This is a genomic window from Winogradskyella alexanderae (assembly GCF_020166335.1).
In the GTDB taxonomy this organism is placed as follows: Bacteria; Bacteroidota; Bacteroidia; order Flavobacteriales; family Flavobacteriaceae; genus Winogradskyella; species Winogradskyella alexanderae.
The window spans coordinates 1-19,031 of the sequence record NZ_JAIUJR010000007.1 but is presented as its reverse complement, the minus strand read 5'-3'; the positions used below and the strand labels follow the sequence as shown (position 1 = coordinate 19,031).

General features: G+C 34.4%; 19 protein-coding genes. 13 read left to right on the top strand and 6 right to left on the bottom strand.

Annotation, left to right across the window (positions count from 1 at the left end):
• The first annotated feature begins 3 nt into the window (after positions 1-3).
• From LBU54_RS10720 to LBU54_RS10710, 3 genes are all read left to right on the top strand, one after another.
• The gene (locus LBU54_RS10720) at positions 4-453 is read left to right on the top strand and encodes a low molecular weight protein-tyrosine-phosphatase (RefSeq protein ID WP_224529249.1); all 450 of its coding nucleotides are present in this window, start codon (positions 4-6) and stop codon (positions 451-453) included.
• A 67-nt stretch (positions 454-520) separates the two neighbouring features.
• Entirely contained in the window at positions 521-1,921 is a 1,401-nt protein-coding gene (locus LBU54_RS10715; protein WP_224529247.1) for a PQQ-dependent sugar dehydrogenase, read from the top strand.
• Between the two features lie 2 nt (positions 1,922-1,923).
• Complete coding sequence (locus LBU54_RS10710) at positions 1,924-2,637, top strand: SAM-dependent methyltransferase (protein ID WP_262899741.1); 714 nt, start codon at positions 1,924-1,926, stop codon at positions 2,635-2,637.
• Here the strand turns inward: LBU54_RS10710 and LBU54_RS10705 are convergent.
• From LBU54_RS10705 to dapF, 5 genes are all read right to left on the bottom strand, one after another.
• A complete protein-coding gene (locus LBU54_RS10705) occupies positions 2,634-3,296 on the bottom strand; it encodes a lytic transglycosylase domain-containing protein (protein WP_224529244.1) in 663 nt (220 codons plus the stop codon). The two genes, LBU54_RS10710 and LBU54_RS10705, sit on opposite strands and share 4 nt — an antisense overlap.
• Before the next feature lie 115 nt (positions 3,297-3,411).
• Positions 3,412-4,317 carry a DUF2279 domain-containing protein gene (locus LBU54_RS10700; protein WP_224529243.1) on the bottom strand — a complete coding sequence of 302 codons (906 nt, stop codon included), beginning with the start codon at positions 4,315-4,317 and terminating at the stop codon, positions 3,412-3,414.
• A gap of 4 nt (positions 4,318-4,321) precedes the next feature.
• Entirely contained in the window at positions 4,322-5,365 is a 1,044-nt protein-coding gene (gene mltG, locus LBU54_RS10695; protein ID WP_224529241.1) for an endolytic transglycosylase MltG, read from the bottom strand.
• A gap of 3 nt (positions 5,366-5,368) precedes the next feature.
• Positions 5,369-5,896 (bottom strand): GNAT family N-acetyltransferase, encoded by a 528-nt coding sequence (locus LBU54_RS10690; RefSeq protein WP_224529239.1) that lies wholly within the window; start codon positions 5,894-5,896, stop codon positions 5,369-5,371.
• On the bottom strand, positions 5,890-6,669 hold the full coding sequence (gene dapF, locus LBU54_RS10685) for a diaminopimelate epimerase (protein ID WP_224529236.1): 780 nt from the start codon (positions 6,667-6,669) through the stop codon (positions 5,890-5,892). Before dapF ends, LBU54_RS10690 begins: the two co-directional genes overlap by 7 nt.
• A 149-nt stretch (positions 6,670-6,818) precedes the next feature.
• On the opposite strand from dapF, the gene LBU54_RS10680 reads away from it, so the two are divergent.
• The 6 genes from LBU54_RS10680 (at position 6,819) to rplS (ending at position 12,182) form a co-directional block, all read left to right on the top strand.
• Entirely contained in the window at positions 6,819-8,231 is a 1,413-nt protein-coding gene (locus tag LBU54_RS10680) for a trypsin-like peptidase domain-containing protein (RefSeq protein ID WP_224529234.1), read from the top strand.
• Positions 8,232-8,369: 138 nt separating this feature from the next.
• Positions 8,370-9,818: a glyceraldehyde-3-phosphate dehydrogenase gene (locus LBU54_RS10675; RefSeq protein WP_224529232.1), complete on the top strand. Its 1,449-nt coding sequence runs from the start codon at positions 8,370-8,372 to the stop codon at positions 9,816-9,818.
• A 189-nt stretch (positions 9,819-10,007) separates the two neighbouring features.
• Positions 10,008-10,637 carry a tRNA (guanine-N1)-methyltransferase gene (locus LBU54_RS10670; protein ID WP_224529230.1) on the top strand — a complete coding sequence of 210 codons (630 nt, stop codon included), beginning with the start codon at positions 10,008-10,010 and terminating at the stop codon, positions 10,635-10,637.
• An 81-nt stretch (positions 10,638-10,718) separates the two neighbouring features.
• Positions 10,719-11,396 (top strand): tRNA (guanosine(37)-N1)-methyltransferase TrmD, encoded by a 678-nt coding sequence (trmD, locus tag LBU54_RS10665; RefSeq protein ID WP_224529227.1) that lies wholly within the window; start codon positions 10,719-10,721, stop codon positions 11,394-11,396.
• 4 nt (positions 11,397-11,400) lie between these two features.
• Entirely contained in the window at positions 11,401-11,712 is a 312-nt protein-coding gene (locus LBU54_RS10660; RefSeq protein ID WP_224529225.1) for a hypothetical protein, read from the top strand.
• Positions 11,713-11,831: 119 nt separating this feature from the next.
• Complete coding sequence (gene rplS / locus LBU54_RS10655) at positions 11,832-12,182, top strand: 50S ribosomal protein L19 (protein WP_224529223.1); 351 nt, start codon at positions 11,832-11,834, stop codon at positions 12,180-12,182.
• A 759-nt stretch (positions 12,183-12,941) separates the two neighbouring features.
• Here the strand turns inward: rplS and LBU54_RS10650 are convergent.
• Entirely contained in the window at positions 12,942-14,381 is a 1,440-nt protein-coding gene (locus LBU54_RS10650; protein WP_224529222.1) for an NADP-dependent isocitrate dehydrogenase, read from the bottom strand.
• A gap of 215 nt (positions 14,382-14,596) precedes the next feature.
• Between LBU54_RS10650 and LBU54_RS10645 the strand changes: the two genes are divergently transcribed.
• The 4 genes from LBU54_RS10645 to LBU54_RS10630 all read left to right on the top strand — a co-directional run bounded on the left by LBU54_RS10645 (position 14,597) and on the right by LBU54_RS10630 (position 18,894).
• Positions 14,597-16,972, top strand: a complete 2,376-nt coding sequence (locus LBU54_RS10645; protein WP_224529220.1) for a TonB-dependent receptor — start codon at positions 14,597-14,599, stop codon at positions 16,970-16,972.
• Positions 16,973-16,977: 5 nt separating this feature from the next.
• Positions 16,978-17,793: a DUF4249 domain-containing protein gene (locus LBU54_RS10640; RefSeq protein ID WP_224529218.1), complete on the top strand. Its 816-nt coding sequence runs from the start codon at positions 16,978-16,980 to the stop codon at positions 17,791-17,793.
• Between the two features lie 71 nt (positions 17,794-17,864).
• On the top strand, positions 17,865-18,677 hold the full coding sequence (gene murQ, locus LBU54_RS10635) for an N-acetylmuramic acid 6-phosphate etherase (RefSeq protein WP_224529217.1): 813 nt from the start codon (positions 17,865-17,867) through the stop codon (positions 18,675-18,677).
• Positions 18,664-18,894, top strand: a complete 231-nt coding sequence (locus LBU54_RS10630) for a DUF6095 family protein (RefSeq protein WP_224529215.1) — start codon at positions 18,664-18,666, stop codon at positions 18,892-18,894. Before murQ ends, LBU54_RS10630 begins: the two co-directional genes overlap by 14 nt.
• The last annotated feature ends 137 nt before the right edge of the window (positions 18,895-19,031 follow it).

Below are 19,031 nucleotides of genomic sequence, written 5' to 3'. Positions count from 1 at the left end.
AGGATGACAAGGATTTTGATGGTGTGCCTGGGCAATATATGTCGGTCACCATTGGCACACGGTATTTTAGCTTCTAAACTTTCTTCTAAAGACTATTTTGTTGATTCAGCAGGAACTGCGTCTTATCATATCGGGAAAAAGCCAGATATAAGGTCAATCAAGGTTGCAAAACAAAATGGAATAAACATTAGTTCTCAAAGAGCACGGTCATTTGAGGTTAATGACTTCGATAATTTTGACCTCATTTTTGCCATGGATGAATCTAATTATCGAGATATTATTAATCTTGCTCGTAATAGTAATGATACAATGAAAGTAAAACTCTTATTACAAGCCAATGACTCTCTTACCAATAAAAATGTTCCTGATCCTTATTATGGTGATCAATCCGATTTTGAATATGTATTCAACCTTTTGGATGAAACCTGCGACCTTTTAATAAGACAAATTTAAATTACAGAACAAGCACAGCAAAAAGTTTTACTTTTTTGTAATTTTAAGCAAGTCAAAAAAATTGGATATGAAATACGTTGCCATATTAAGTTGTTTTTTATATGGTCTCTTACTGTCTGCACAGGAATTAGACATCCAGTTATTTGCTCAGAATTTGGATAGACCCGTAACTATAAAACATGCAGGAGATGATAAGTTATATGTTGTTGAGCAAGATGGTTATATTAAAATTGTAAATGCAGATGGCACCATTGAAACCGCACCTTTTCTAAATATTGATTCGCAAGTTATAAATACTGGAAATGAACGTGGACTTCTCGGTCTAGCCTTTCATCCAAACTACACTAGTAATGGTTTTTTTTATGTAAACTACATTAATAATTCAGGCAACACTGTAATAGCACGATTTAATAGAAGTACTACCAATCCTTTACTTGCTGATCCCAACTCCGAATTAATAATACTTACGTACTCCCAACCATTTTCTAATCATAATGGTGGTGACATGGCTTTTGGTCCTGACGGTTATCTTTATATATCCTCTGGTGACGGAGGGTCTGGAGGTGATCCTCTAAATAACTCTCAAAATCTAACAAATCTATTAGGAAAAATACTTCGGATTGATGTGGATAATACTGAAGATGGCAATAATTATGCAATACCGTCTGATAACCCTTTCAAGGATAGCCCTACTAATAGCGAAGAAATTTGGGGCTATGGCTTAAGAAATCCTTGGAAGTTTTCGTTTGACAGTCTAAATGGAGACATATGGATTGCAGATGTTGGCCAGCAAGAATATGAAGAAATAAATAAAGCTTCTATTTCAGACGCAGGACTGAATTATGGTTGGCGATGCTATGAGGGTAATGCTACCTACAATACGAGTGGATGTCCAAATCCAAATACTTTGACCTATCCCGTCGCAGAATACAATCATTCAAGTAATGGACTTTTTAAATGCTCAATTACAGGAGGCTACCGTTATCAAGGAAGTACTTATGCTAATTTCAATGGTCTATATTTTTTTGCTGATTATTGCAGCGGCGAAATTGGATACTTAACTGAAAATGGACCCAATTGGGACATGACCTTGACTGATTTTTCAGGAAATTGGGTAGCATTTGGTGAAGACGTCAATGGCGAACTTTACATTTCTGACATTACAACTGGAAACATATACAAATTGGTAGATAATTTGTTGAGTACAGAAGAATTTGAACTTGACCAATTAAAGATTTATCCAAATCCTACCTCAGAATTGTTAAATATCAATTTTTCAGGATTGGCTCAAAATGAACTAATTACTATTTCTTTAATTGACATTCAAGGAAAAAAGGTAAAAACCGTTATTCAAGAAAATGCTAGTATACTCCAGCTTAATATTACTGATATCTTAGAAGGCATATATATTTTAGAATTGCGCTCAAACATTGGAGAAATCAAGAACTATAAAGTCATTATTAATTAATCATGGAGGAATACGGTAAATTATATTTGATACCGACAAGACTAGGCGATACCCCTCCTCTAGAGGTACTGCCCATGACTATTAAAAAAATAATTGAAAATATTGATGATTATATTGTTGAAAATGAGAAAACAGCAAGACGCTTCATAAAACGTGTTTCACCCGGTAAATCGCAACCCTCTCTCAAAATTAATGTCTTAAATAAATACACAAGTGAAGGCGAACGCAATACCTTTTTGAATCCTTGTTTAAAAGGAACTTCAGTAGGCCTGCTATCTGAAGCAGGTTGTCCAGCCATTGCCGATCCTGGCGCAGAGATTGTTTCTTTAGCTCACGAAATGAAGATAAAAGTTGTACCACTAGTAGGACCATCTTCTTTATTGCTTGCACTTATGGCATCTGGAATGAATGGACAAAACTTTGCATTTAATGGGTACTTACCCATTGATAAAGTCGAAAGAAAGCAAAAAATAAAAACACTTGAACGGCTCTCTTCTGAACAAAATCAAACGCAGATATTTATTGAAACGCCTTATAGAAATAATAAATTACTAGAGGATTTAACCACCTTTCTTCATTCAGACACAAAACTATGTGTCGCATGTGATATTACCCTACCTACAGAATATATTAAAACTATGACAGCTAAAGAATGGAAAAAAAATAAAGAAGATTTTCATAAAAGACCTTCAATATTTATTCTTAAAAGGAATTAAATTCTTGCTTTTGCTTTCTTATTAGGCTTTACAAAGGACGTGTCGTAACCTGAGAATTTTTTCATGTAGTATCTCACAGTCGAACCATATGCATCCGAAAAATTATAATTACCAGAACTTCGTAAGAACTTCTTAACACTTCCCGGACCAGCGAGATGTGCTGCCGCCAAGATTCCCGATTCAGTAATTCTAACACCTGCAATACTCTTACCTTCAAATCTTTTTATGTCATTTCGTAGGATCCACTTATTACGTTCTGTATTTGCGACGAACGCCTTTTCCTGTAATTCAGGATTATATAGAAAACTTTTCGGACTGTAAATACCTATAAGTTTTAATGTCTCAGAACCAAACTGATATTTACCCAAATAACCGAGTGTATTTACAGTAAAATAATTTCCACGAGATTCTTTGAAAGCAAGCGCCTCCTTAAAACCTTCAAAAGACTTACCTAAATATGGCGTAAATATTGTCGTTGTATTCTCATTTTTATAGGATTGCGAATTCAAAGCCAAATCTTCCTTTATGTTATAATCTAATTCTAACCCTTCAGTGGAGTAATTTTCAGGATCTAATTTAGAATCCGGATATAATGCCATAGCGACAACAAAACAGATTGAGAAGGGCAATACAAAAGTCTTAACTCTATTTTTAAACATAACAGCTAAATTTCAGTAAAAAATCTTCCCCAAATTGTTTTACTAAATGCGAGTGCAAAGATACGACTTTTTTCTAAATACTGAATATCAGTATTTTAGTTGTTATAAATACTTATTAAAAGTAGATATAATGGAACTTTACACGACCCTCGCTATTTAATTCCAATGCTGGAAAAGGAAGCTTAATTACGTTCAAAACGTCGAAAATGGATTTCAAGAAATTTGATTTTGTTTTAATCCTTGTTAAATCGAGGTCTAAACTGAGATAGTATTGCCTTATACGATTTTGGTTTGGAAAAAGCGGATCATTTGGTTTGCCTGTTAACATTCCATCAGCACCATAACCAAAAGCTAAATTCAACCAATTTGGAATTTTATTGTTTGGTATAAACGAATTGATGTTCGCACTTAACCAATAGGTTTGTCCATTGTAATCTTTTAATACCTCTTCAAAAAACCCATTTCCCAAGACATCCGGTCGCTGATTTGCATATTTCGACATATTAAATGAATACTTTAACATAATCCGTTGCTCTTCCCAAAGCAACTCCTGACCCACATAAAGTCCTGTCCCGGTAACGTTAGCTAACATATCAAACCAAGAAAATCCCCATTCCTCTGAAAAACCATCCATAACCTCCACGGCAGTGAGAAACCCCAAACCAAGTGTTGAACCATATATTAATTGATCTTTCTTACTCACACCCGCCCAATTCAAAGAGTTTGCGCCTAACCTTCCAAGTTGATAAGATGAAAATATGTGGCCAAATTTGTCCATTTGCAACCATTCGTTACCATCTTTAACTGTTCTGAAACTGGATCTGTCGTAGTTTGAATACCATAATTCATTTAGCCCTATTAATGTGAGTGTAGCTAAAGAAGTCTCAGTAATCACCACCATATTGCGCCGTAAAACGTTTAAGGTGTCACTAGGTTTTAGAAAATTATTCACTTGGCCTTGAGCATTTAGACTCAGAACATTAAATACCAATAAAAGAAAGAAGAGTATACTTTTGCGCAATGTTTTATTTCCTTATACCCTGCGAGGATAAATAGTTTTGATACTGCCGAGCATTATAATTATGCTGCGATAACGTTTTTGCAAATTTATGATAACCGAATCGTTCTGCATCTGCAGCAAAGTACAAATAATCATGTTTTTCTGAATTGAGAACAGCTTTAATCGCTGATAAATCGGGCATTGCTATTAATCCTGGTGGTAATCCTGGATTTTTATATGTGTTGTATGGAGATTCAATGTCTTTGTGCTCGTTGAGTACACGTCTTATCACCGTATTACTATACTTTGGCAGTTGATACGCTGCAAATTTCAAGGTTGGATCTGCCTGCAGAGGCATACCAATTCTCAATCTATTAAGATAGACACCAGCAACTCTAGGTTGTTCATCCTTTTTCTTGGATTCTTCGTGAACAATCGAAGCTAGGGTTATGACCTCATTTGGTGTTAGATTTAGTTTTTGTGCTTTTTCTGTACGGGTGGTAGTCCAAAATCGATTGTACTCATTTAACATTTTATCTCTAAATCTTTCTGCAGAAGTGTTCCAGAAAAACTCATAACTGTTTGGTAAATACATCCCTAAAGCTGTTGCCTTATTAAAGCCATTTTGGGTCAAAAATGACTCGTCTAGCATTGCTTTAACTAAAGAACTACTGTCTGCTTCGATCTGTGCACTAATTCTGCTTGCTAGTGATTCAATACTATTTTGATTGTTAAATGAAATCTTTATTGGGATATTATTGCTCCTAATGGAATTAATAATTTCGTTATTATTCATGTCCTTTAGGATCACAAATTTCCCAGCTTTAATATTTGTGCTATACTTTTTTTGTTTAGCTAATGCATCAAAACCGTCAATATCCTTAAGCAGTGGTTCTAGCTGATTTCTAACATCATTATAGGTAGCATTACTAGGTATATAAATGTAAGCTTCGTTATTATTAAACGCTGTATTTGGTGAAAACATAGCACCATAAATGTAAAAGGCAAAAACTCCAAATATTACGAGTCCTATTAAAGCTACTGCCCAAAGTATCTTTTTTAAATACATAAACTAGATATTAATACGTTGTAGAATAAATTCATTTCTATAAGTTTTACCATCATATGTCCAATCCTTTTTTAGTCCAATTTTTTTGAACCCGGTTTTTTGGAAAAGATTTAAACTAGCCTCATTCATCTCAGAAATACTGGCGTAGACCTGATGCAGATTTAAAATTTTAAATGCATAATCCAAAAGCAGATTTAATGCTTCTTTACCAACTCCTTTACCTCTATTGGATTCTTCTTTAATTAAAATACCCAACCCGGCTCTCTTGTGGATTGGATTGAAATCATACAGGTCTATTAAGCCAATTACTTCACTGTTGCGATTATCACATATTGCCAGACGAAGTTGTTTAGCCTCAAATATGTCTTGCGTTGCGTTTTTTAGATATTCTTTAATGATAAAACGTGAATACGGTTGCTTCGTGTCGCTCAGCTCCCAAAAATTTATATCATTTTCAATGCTATGAACAAACTCTAAGTCCTCAGGCTCCAAGGCTCTAAGAAATATATTATCTCCTTTCAGACTTACCATGTTAATTCTCCTTTAAAGACTTGAACCGCAGGACCAATGAGCCAAACGTCTTTATACCCTGTTTCAGAAGGTTTAAAATTAACCTGTAATTTACCTCCTAAAGTGTCTAGAAAAACTGTATTGGTTTTTGTTTTATTATTGGCATGCATAGCTAATGCTACTGCTGTAACACCTGTACCACAAGAAAACGTTTCGTCTTCTACACCTCTTTCATAAGTTCTCACTGAAAATAGGTTATCGGATATTGGTTCTACAAAATTTACATTGCTGCCCTCCGCACCATAGGACGCTCCATATCTAATTTCGGAACCTTTAGTTTTAACATCGAGGTTTTTAATTTCGCTAACCATTTCTACATGATGTGGTGAACCTGTATCTAAAAATGTATGATCTTCAAATACCTTTACCCCCTCAACATTTCCCATCTGTAAAGACACAAAACCATTATCAATTGAAGCATTATGTAGCCCATCAATTGCAGAAAACTTTGTCACCTTATCAATAATACCCAAATAGTTGGCAAAAGCAACAATACAACGTCCACCATTACCACACATAGAACTTTCTTTTCCGTCAGCATTATAATAAACCATCTTAAAATCTGAAAATTCGTCATTTTCAAGAAGTATAAATCCATCTGCACCAATGCCAAATCGTCGGTCACACAACTCCTCTATGCGCTTGGTATCGTTTTTGTTAACAATTTGTAGACGATTATCAATAATAATAAAGTCGTTACCAGTGCCTTGATATTTGTAAAACGTTGTTGTCATATACCATACAAATATAACAATAATAGCAAGTATTATGAGCTGTTAATTAGGCGTTAAATATGAAGTTAAATAGTCGTTAAATATAATTTTGAAATTCAATAAATCTCTAAATTTAATCGTTAAATAGTAAAACTTTAATCTGAAAAATTATGAAGAAGATTATAACCTTAGTGTGTGTTTCGGTATTAGGTGGTCTATTAACCTTAGGTGGTTACAAACTTTTTTTTGAAGCTAAAAATACTGAACCTTTAGTTGTCAATGAAGTTTCGGAAATCCCGATTTACATACCGACAACAACAAGCTCTAATAATACAATAGAGACTGCAATGCCAAACTTTGTAGAAGCAGCTGAAAAATCCTTGGATGCTGTAGTACATGTCAAGAATACGGCAATCGTAACTGCGCCAATGACCATGTACGATTTATTTTCGGGCAGAAGTAGTGAACGTGCGCAAGTTGGTACTGGCAGTGGAGTAATTATATCACCTTCAGGGTACATCGTAACAAATTATCATGTTATTAGAAATGCAAATGATATAAGTATAACTTTAAACAATAATAAAGTATATACTGCAGAACTTGTTGGCTCTGATGAGGCGACGGATATAGCATTGATTAAAATAGAACCGGAAGAGGAGTTACCCTTCCTTGCTTTTGGAGATTCAGACAATGCCAAAATTGGTGAATGGGTGCTGGCAGTTGGCAACCCTTTTAATCTAAATTCAACAGTTACTGCAGGAATTATAAGTGCTAAATCTCGAGATTTGAGTGGTAGAAATACCCAATCTTTTATTCAAACCGATGCTGCCGTAAATCCTGGAAACTCTGGTGGTGCACTAGTTAATACCAACGGTGACTTAATAGGTATAAACACAGCCATATCCTCACGTGATGGATCTTATATTGGTTATTCCTTTGCTGTTCCGAGCAACATAGCGAGAAAGATTGTAAACGATATCATGGAATATGGAAATGTTCAAAATGGTATTTTAGGTGTTGTTGGAGGTGCTTTAAACAGTAAAGCAGCAGAACAGCTTGGTGTCGATATTACTGAAGGTTTTTACGTTAGTGAAGTACAAGAAGACACTGGAGCTGAAAAAGCGGGTATCCAATCTGGAGATATTATAAGAAAAATTGACAATGTTGAAATAAATAAGTTTTCTGATTTAACAGGGTATTTAAAAACCAAAAGTCCAAATGATGTTGTTAATGTCACGTTGATAAGAGAAGGGAACACCGAGGTTTTACCGGTAAAATTGTTAAAACCGTCTATAACTTTACTACAAACAATTGGTTACGTCAAGAACGCTTCAAAAGAGGATTTAAAAAAGTACGACATAAATTATGGCGTTAAAATTTCAGAGTTTTATGAAGAAAATTACAAGAATTACTGGAATAAAAATGGTGTTGAAGAGGGAAGTATAGTTACCAAAATTAATGGAAAAAAGCTATTTTCAGTTGATGATGTACAAACGGCCATGAAAACTAGAGATTACAATGAACCACTACAAATCGAAGTTATTAATAAATCAGGTGAAAAAACCGTTTATAATTTCAGGTAAGAGATAAATCTCATTTTTAAAATTTGACCCTTTAAAGATCCATTCTTTAAAGGGTTCTTATTTTCGACAAAAGGTGTTACGAAAACGATTGAAATATGTATTTTTGCCGCAAAATCTAAATCACTAAACCAAAAGAAAATGGGTTTTAACGACACTTACGAACAAGAATTAGCCTTTCAAGCAGATCGTCGCAGAGCAACAGTAGAATTTATTAAAATCATAACAGATTTATGGTACGACAAATCCATAGAGGTAGTACTATTCCGTAATCAACTAATTGATAAAAACGTTAGCGAAATTTTAAACCTACACGAATATGCAGGTGAGTTTGTTCAAAAACCAATATCAATTTTTGATTCCGTTGAGATTGCGACCGCTATCAGTAAGCTCAATATACCACCAGCCAAACTTGATATTGGAAAATTAACCTACGAATACCACTTAGAGGACAATAAATATGGTAATGCAACCGCTTTTGTTTCTGCTAAATTAAAAGAGTCTAAAAATAACAATCCTGTAGAGCCAAAAGATGTTGTACTTTATGGTTTTGGACGCATAGGAAGACTTTTGGCACGTGAACTTATGGCGAGAACCGGTTCTGGTAGTCAATTAAGACTTAGAGCAATTGTCACTAGAGGAGAAATAAATCAAGCAGTATTAGAAAAGCGAGCTTCATTATTAAGAAACGATTCCGTACATGGTGACTTTTCAGGAATGGTTACAACCGATATAGAAAATAGCGCTTTAATTATTAACGGAACAACGGTAAATGTTATAGCGGCAAATGCACCAGAAGAAATCGATTATACAAAGTATGGTATAAACAACGCCTTAGTTATTGATAATACTGGTGCCTTTAGAGATGAAAAAGCATTGGGTAGACATTTAAAGGCTAAAGGTATTGAAAAGGTGTTACTCACCGCTCCAGGCAAAGGTGTCCCAAATATTGTTCATGGCGTTAATCATTTTGATTATGACCCGGACAAAGTAAAGATTTACTCCGCAGCATCTTGTACTACAAATGCAATAACACCAGTTCTTAAGGCAATAGAAGATTCATTTGGTATAAAATCGGGCCACTTGGAAACAATACATGCTTATACGAATGATCAAAACCTAGTAGATAATTTCCATAAAAAATATAGACGGGGAAGAGCTGCTGGTCTAAACATGGTAATAACTGAGACTGGTGCTGGTCAAGCAGTAAGCAAGGCATTGCCTACTTTGGACGGTAAACTTACATCTAATGCAATTAGAGTTCCCGTTCCAAATGGATCCTTGGCAATTTTAAATTTAGAGTTAGAAACCAAAACAACTTTAGACGCACTTAATACAATAATGAAAAAATATGCTCTTGAGGGTAACTTAGTAGAACAAATAAAATATGAGATGAGCGATGAGCTAGTCTCGAGCGATATTGTAGGCAGTTCTGCACCATCAATATATGATAGCAAAGCATCTATTGTTAGAAAGGACGGAAAAAATATCATTTTGTACATATGGTACGACAATGAGTATGGATATAGCCATCAAGTTATTAGACTTGCAAAATACATTTCAAAGGTTAGACGCTATGCCTACTATTAGAATATACTGTACAATAATAAAGTCTTCTTAATGAAGGCTTTTCTCGTTTTAACATCCAAATAGAACAAATAGTCGTATATAGAACTGTAATTTCAAATATTTTTTTTGCCAAGTCTTATTATATCTAATGCTTTTAAAATTAGTATATTGGCACTCAACTAAACCTAACATAACCAAAAATAGATGATGATGAGATCCCTCACGAAATCCGCTGTGTTTCTGATTTTAACAATCAGTTTTCAGATTAGCTTTTCACAATCAGCCAATGCTCAATCACAAGAAGAAGAACTATCTCTGAATAGCGGTACTATTGATAATCAGTTTGAATACATATTTCAGAAATCTGGAAATTTCAAAGGTTTGAACGGACAGAAATATGAGGCAGTAAAATATAATTCGCTTCTAACTTTAAAAGCACATGTGTTAGACTCCCTAAAAACTACATATGCAAAGCTTGACGTCTCGGAAAAAACTGTGGAAAATCAAAAAAAAGAAATCGAAGATTTAAAAACACAACTCAAAAACACGCAGACTACACTAGGGGAAACAGAAGCTGAGAAAAACAGTATGGCACTATTTGGCATACAATTGGGAAAAACAAATTATAATGTTTTAATGTGGAGCATCATTGCAGGCCTATTTGCACTACTCGTGTTTTTTATATTGAAATTTAAAGGAAGTAATGCCCTTACAAAAGCAGCTAAATTAAAATTAGAAGAAGTAGAATCCGAATTTGAAGAACACCGTAGAATCGCTTTAGAACGTGAACAGAAGGTAAGGCGACAGCTTCAAGACGAAATAAACAAGAACAAAGCTTAATTCATTTTAACATAAAAAGACCGATCCGTAATTGAACTATTACGGATTTTTTTTAATTCTAATTTATCGCATCTTTGCAACATGCGTATCGATATTATAACTGTATTACCCGAATTATTAAAAAGTCCATTTGAAGCATCAATCTTAAAACGTGCTATTGAAGCCAAATTGGTCGAGGTTCATCTCCACAACTTACGAGACTACACAACTGACAATTACAAATCTGTTGACGACTATCAGTTTGGTGGTGGTGCAGGAATGGTTATGATGATAGAGCCAATAGATAAGTGTATTTCTAAACTAAAGGAGGAACGCATTTATGATGAAATAATCTACATGACACCAGATGGCAAACCTTTAAACCAAAGTATGGCCAACATGCTTTCTTTAAAGAAAAACATTATAATTCTTTGTGGTCACTATAAGGGTGTTGACCAACGTGTAAGAGATACGTTTATAACAAAAGAGATTTCTATTGGAGATTATGTATTATCTGGCGGAGAACTTGGAGCAGCGGTTTTATGTGACGCTATTATTAGACTTCTACCGGGTGTGCTTGGAAATGAAACCTCTGCCCTAACAGATTCATTTCAAGATAACTTACTAGCCCCTCCTATTTATACACGCCCTAGAAATTATAAAGGCATGAAAGTACCTGAAATACTATTTAGCGGCAATTTTCCTGAAATTGAAAAATGGCGCGAACAACAAGCTTATAAACGCACCCAAGAAAGACGACCGGACCTATTAAAGGATTAGAAATATGAATTCTTACGATTATCTACAACTAATTGGAATGATATTAAGTGGCATATCATCACTAGGTATTGTTACTGCAACAATTATATTGTTTATTAAAAAGAAAACTTTCTCTACAACTATACTTTTGATTGGAAGCATTTTAACAATATTATTTGGTGTTGGTAGTTTCATTGCGAACCGTGCAGCAGGGAATCACGGAGCTGAGACATTAATAAAAACTATTGGGTGGTCTAAATTTATTGGTGGTTTTTTATCGATACTATTTTGCTCAGGTTTATTAATCTTTGCCATAAAGGACTTTAAAAGATCATAAAAAACTTTTCGTTTTCTACTTTCAACTTTTAACTTTTTAACTATCTTTGCACCCACTTTTAGGTTAACCTCTGGCGAGAATCGTGAATGTTGATTTAAAAAAACAATAAATAGAAAGAAATGAATTCTTTAGTAAAATTTGTACAGGACGAATTTGTAACAAAAAAAGACTTACCAGAGTTCAGTGCTGGTGATACCATCACTGTTTACTACGAAATTAAAGAAGGTAACAAAACACGTACCCAGTTTTTTAAGGGTGTGGTATTGCAACGCAAGGGATCTGGAACTACAGAAACGTTTACCATTCGAAAAATGTCAGGGACAATTGGTGTAGAACGTATCTTCCCAGTAAATTTACCTGCCCTTCAAAAAATTGAAGTTAACAAACGCGGTAAAGTACGCAGAGCAAGAATCTTCTACTTCAGAGGACTTACTGGTAAGAAAGCAAGAATTAAAGAAGTTAGACGATAAGCTAACCGAAATAACAGTGAAAAAGCCTTCGATAGCGAAGGCTTTTTTGTTTATTAACTTTTGTTAATAACATTGGTTCATAAGATGTTGACATTTATATAGTTAAAAAATTTGGAATTTAATTATTGTAACATAAATTAGCTTAACAATTAACAACAAACCCAGTTTGTTTTTGAATATTATTTCAAATAAGTGTTAAATTGTAATAAAGAAGTTCTTTATTTTTTGAAATTGTTTTTTGAGATTAGTGAGTCGCTTGTGTAGGCAAGATAGACGATCAAATCATGAAGCCTAAAGTATTGACCATACAGTGTAGGGTCGGTAGTTTAGGTGAAAAGCTTGGAAAAAGTAATGGGAGCGAAAGTGAACATGAAAAGGAAAAGCAATGTTTTGGACTCTGGCAGACGCGCAAGTGTATGACATAAGAAGAAACATCAAGGAAAACAGTTTTTTTTGAAATGCGGTAGCATCAGGTCAATACATTTTGATAGGTGTGAAACGTTTCTGTGAAGCGGAAACACTTGAACTGAAAAGGATGATGGTTTAGGCCATACAGCTGAGTTAGTGAAGACTAAATAGGTCACGTTAGTACCGTTTCGAAGAAAAGCCATGTTAAGTCAGTTTTACTGAAGTGATATGGCTTTTTGCTTTTATTTCAGTTCCTATTAAACGGTAACATAAATTAAAAAAGCACAAAACTAAAAAGACCGCCTTTTGAGAAGACGGTCTTTAAATCTATTTTCTAAAACTGAGAAAATACTATTGCCCTTGTCCAAGAGAGTAGCCTCTTTCGCCATCAAAAGTATATAGATTCTCGGTTTTTATTGTGTCAACACCTGCTTCTATTGCCTTACTTAATACTTTAACAATATCTTCTTTTGTGGCAGTTTTACCTTCAACTGCTTTAAATCTGCATCTCCAATGATCCGTACAGAATGTTTCGTCAAAGCCATTTGGCCAAACTTTTACACCTCTGTTAGTTATCATGGTCAGTTCGAGCACATCGGTATTCATGTGTTTACTCATTTTTTCTCCAATGGTATCAGGATTTGTCCCTTCCCAATCAACAAACACATCTACTCCTTGTAACACTTTCTCAGCTCTTGGCTTTCTAGTGTGCTTAGGTATTTCTATAGCACCTGTATTTTTGAGCTCAACCCTTTTAAGCTTATTTGGAAATTGTCCAATATTTGCGATTACTGCGTCAGCAAATTCAGCTGTACCAACTTTTTGAGTACTAACTTTTTCATCGTATACGTCATAAGTGTGGATTCCATCTTCCATTGTTTTTAACCACGCATTCTGAATTTTTGCTGCAATATCAGATTGACCAATATGCTGTAGCATTAAGATAGCTCCTTGTAAAAGACCTGACGGGTTTGCCATATTCTGTCCTGCTCTTCTAGGTGCAGATCCATGAATAGCTTCAAACATTGCATGATCATGACCTATATTTGATGAACCTGCTAATCCTACTGATCCAGTAATCTGTGCAGCAACATCAGACAATACATCACCATAAAGATTAGGCATTACGATGACATCAAATGTTTCTGGTGAATCGGCCAACTTAGCAGCACCTATATCAATAATCCAATGCTCATTCTCTATTTCAGGATAATTCGCCGCGATTTCATCAAAAACTTTATGAAAAAGGCCATCAGTCTGCTTCATAATATTATCCTTTGTAAAACAAGTCACCTTTTTTCTGCCAAATTTCTTTGCGTATTCAAAAGCATAAGTGATAATTTTTTCGCAACCAGGACGGCTTATCAGCTTCAAACACTGTACAACTTCATCTGTCTGTCTGTGCTCGATACCTGCATACAAATCCTCTTCATTTTCTCTGACAATAACAACATCCATATTAGGATGCTTAGTCGAAATGTAAGGATGCAAACTTTTACATGGTCTAACATTAGCGAATAGACCTAGAGTTTTACGAGTTGTTACATTTAAACTCTTGTAGCCACCACCCTGAGGCGTAGTGATTGGAGCTTTAAGGAAAATTTTATTTCTTCTAATAGTTTCCCATGCTTCTTTAGAGATTCCTGCAGTGTTACCAGATAAATATACTTTCTCCCCGACTTCAATTTCATCAATATCTAATTGCGCACCAGCAGCTTCTAAAATTCTTAATGTGGCATCCATTATTTCTGGGCCAATGCCATCTCCCTTGGCTACAGTTATTTTAGTCATAAGTATATAATTTTTTAAATTTTTGCAAATATCGGTATTCATTTTTAATTTCTCTAATTTCTAACTACTTGTTTCTATTTGATTTTTATCATTCGCCTTTTTAAAACTTAAAATTGGCCTCATGTTCAATCCTCATTCATTATTAACACTAAACTTACGTTAAAAAGGCTTTATCCCACATGACGCTTTTTTATTTTTGCAAAAATTTTGGCGCCATGAAAAAGAACCTGTATGGTTTTTCACTTATACTACTTCTGCTTACTTCTGTAATAAACGCACAAAAAAAATATACGCTAAGCGGTTCAATCACTGATATTGCCAGTAATGAAACTTTAATTGGTGTAAATGTTGTCTTTCCCGACATTCAATCTGGAACAATGACCAACGAATACGGTTTTTACTCTATTACCCTACCTGAGGGCGTTTATACCATCCAAATAAGCTACTTAGGTTTTAAAACTATAACTGAAAAGGTTGAATTATATTCAGATATAAACAAAAATTATAAACTTACAGAAAGTGTCGAGAGTTTAGACGAAGTAGTAATTAAAGAAGATATTGAGAGACTAAATATTAAAAAGCCTCAAATGAGTGTTAATGCACTCTCTATTGAAACCATAAAAAATATGCCTGTGGTTTTTGGAGAGGTAGATGTGATTAAATCTATAACCTTATTACCAGGTGTTACCAATGCAGGTGAGGGATCCTCAGGATTTAATGTAAGGGGTGGCGCGGTTGATCAGAATCTTATTCTTCTAGACGAAGCCATAATTTTTAATTCATCCCACTTATTTGGTTTGTTTTCTGTTTTTAATCCAGATGCGATTAAAGATTTAAAACTTTATAAAGGTGGCATACCTGCTAAGTATGGAGGCCGTGTTTCTTCCGTTTTGGATATATACCAAAAAGAAGGCAATAGTAATCAATTTAAAATGAATGGTGGTATTGGATTAATATCGAGCAGACTATTGGCTGAAGGACCAATAAAAAAAGAAAAAGGTTCATTCCTTTTTGGTGGTAGGAGTAGCTATGCACATCTCTTCCTCCCTTTATTCGACTTAGATAACGTTGCTTACTTCTATGACCTAAATACTAAATTAAGTTATAAACTCAATGACAGAAACAGCATTTTCCTATCAGGATATTTTGGCCGAGACGTATTCAGCATACAAGACAGTTTTGAAAACGTTTATGGCAACTCTGTTTTAAACTTTAGGTGGAATCATCTCTTTTCAGATAAGTTATTTTCAAATATGTCCTTAATTTATTCAGATTACTATTATGGTCTGGATTTGAACTTTGTTGGGTTTGAATGGGAATCTGGAATTAGAAATTTTAATGTAAAGTATGATCTTAAGCATTATATAACCAATAATTTCAAACTTGAGTACGGACTGAACAGTATTTATTACAAATTTAATCCCGGAGAAATAAATCCAAATACAGAAGATTCTGGTATAAATCCTTTTAAACTTATTGATAAATATGCGTTTGAAAATGCCATTTATCTTGATGCAGAGCATAAATTAAGTGACCGTTTGTCTGTTAGCTATGGTACAAGGCTAAGTACATTTCATAGACTTGGCCAAGATGAATTAAATGTATATGCCAACGACAATCCTGTAATATTTAACGAGGAACTTGGTATTTATGAAAAAGCAGATCCTATAGATACTGAAAATTTTGATAGAAGTGATATAATTGAATCTTTTACCAATTTTGAGCCTAGAGCGGCGCTTGCGTATCAATTATCTGAAAATTCCTCTGTAAAAGCCAGTTATAATCGCATGGCTCAGTATTTACATTTATTATCCAATACAAACTCGCCAACACCTTTAGACGTATGGGCTCCAAGTGGAAGGTTTATAAAACCACAGTTGTTAGATCAAGTTGCATTGGGATATTTTAGAACATTCAAGGACAATTTATTTTCCTTAGAGGTTGAAACGTTTTATAAAACAATTGATAATAGGATTGATTACACTGATGGTGCAAATTTAATTGCTAACAATGCCATTGAACAAGTAATTCTCAGCGGTGAGGCGCGCGCTTACGGTTTGGAAGTATTATTGCGTAAAAACGAAGGCAGACTTAAGGGATGGTTATCCTATACGTTATCAAAATCTGAACAACGGACACCAGGTAGAACACCAGTAGAAACTGGTATAAATAATGGAGAATGGTATAATACACCATTTGACAAAACACACGACGTGTCAGTCACAGCTAGTTATGAACTGAATGATAAGTGGAGATTAAATTCCAATTTTGTTTTCCAAACTGGTTTGCCAGTTACATTTCCTAATGGACAATATGAATATAATGGTATATTGGTGCCAAAATTTGAATCCCGTAACTCAAGTCGCCTGCCTGCATATCATAGATTAGATTTCTCTGTGAATTATAATCCTAATCCTTATAGCCAGAATAAGTTTAAAGGAGAATGGGTTTTTGGTCTTTACAACATTTACAATCGAAGAAACGCTGTAAACATTCAGTTTAGAGAAAACAGAACAACAGGTGCAAATGAAGCGTTGAGATTAGCACTTTTTGGAATTGTTCCGTCCATATCCTATAACTTTAACTTCTAGAAAAAATGAAAAAGTTATTCTATTTAATATTAGTTCTTACCACATTCTACAGTTGTGAGGATGTCATTGATGTTGATTTAAATGAGTCTGAACCAAGGTTGGTAATAGAAGCTTCAATCAATTGGTTTAAAGGTACTCAAGGTAATGAGCAATCAATTAAACTTAGTTTGTCAGCACCGTTTTTTGAGGAAGATGTGCCTCCTGCAAATGGGGCTATAGTACAAATTCAAGACACAAATGCTAATGTTTACAATTTTGTTGAAGTTGATAATACTGGAATCTATACAAATAATAGCTTTATACCTATAATCGACGAGGTATACACGTTAAGTATTTTATATAATGATGAATTATATACCGCTACAGAAACTTTTAAGTCGGTAGCACCAATTGATTTTGTTGAACAAATTGATGATGGTGGTTTCTCAGGTCAAGACATTGAATTAAAAGCGTTTTATACCGATCCAGCTAATATCGAAAATTACTATTTCTTTGAATTTATTAGCGATGTTACAGTTGTTCCTAATTTGGAAGTATATGAAGATAGATTTACGGATGGTAACCAAATTTTTGGATTTTACACAGAGGAGGACTTAAAGTCTGGTGATGTTGTTACTATTAGAAATTATGGTGTTTCAGAACGTTTTTATGAGTATATGTTTGTTTTACTTCAGCAAGGTAGCGACGAGAATGGTGGACCTTTTGAGACTCAACCCGCAACTGTAAGAGGAAACTGTGGAAATCAGACCAATCCTGAAAATTTCCCATTTGGGTTTTTTAGGTTATCAGAAGTTGACGAAGTCATTTATACTATTCAATAACACCAAAAATAGTCGATTCTTAATCGTAATATTCAAAAAACCATAATTTGAAAAATTACTAACTTTAATTCATGGATTTCATAAAAACCACTGAACAAGATTCTGACTATAATAATCTCGAGCACATGTCTGTTAACGAGATTATTGCAAATATGAATAATGAAGACAAAAAGGTTCCTTTGGCAGTGGAAAAAGCCTTGTCACAAATTGAAGAATTGATTCAACAAGTTGTCGCAAAAGTAAAAGACGGTGGTAGATTATTTTACTTAGGTGCAGGAACAAGTGGTCGTTTGGGAATACTTGATGCATCCGAGTGCCCGCCAACCTTTGGTGTTTCACATGACGTTGTTATTGGCTTGATCGCGGGTGGAGATAGTGCTATTAGAAAAGCAGTTGAATTTGCTGAAGACTCTCAAACTCAAGGTTGGTATGATTTACATGATCATAATATTTCAGAAAAAGACGTGGTGGTTGGCATAGCGGCATCTGGTACAACACCATATGTGGTTCACGCGCTTGAGGCTTGTAATAAAAATAATATTGTTACCGGTTGTATAACATGCAATCAAAACAGTCCACTTTCAAAACAAGCAAAATTTCCCGTTGAGGTAATTGTTGGGCCAGAATTCTTAACTGGAAGTTCTAGAATGAAAGCAGGTACGGCACAAAAACTTGTTCTTAACATGATAACTACTGCTACCATGATAAAACTAGGCAAGGTAAAGGATAATAAAATGGTTGATATGCAATTAAGTAATGATAAGCTTGTTGATCGTGGTATTAAAATGATAATGAACGAATTAAATGTAAGTGAGCAAGAAGCCAATGCGCTATTAGATAAGCATAAAAGTGTTAGAAAAAGTATTGATTATGGAAGAAAATAATAGAACAGATAAAGAAGTTTTAATCAAAGGAGTCAAAAGACTATTGCTTTGTTTATTATTAATGTTCGCAGGTCCAATCTTGCTTCACATATCATTTAGTAATGATGACAAACCCCTATATATCCCCTTACTTGTTCTCTCATTAGTTATTTGTGTTACAGCTATTATTTTACTCTTTGTTGGAATAAATACCATAATAAAAAGCATGTTTAAATAGCATCCTGAAGTTAATTTTTACTTAATAGAGATTCTAATAAAAATAAAAAAAGCCCCTTGCTATTTGCAAGGGGCTTTTCAAAAGAAAGGCGGCGACCTACTCTCCCACAGAAAGCAGTACCATCGGCGCTAACGGGC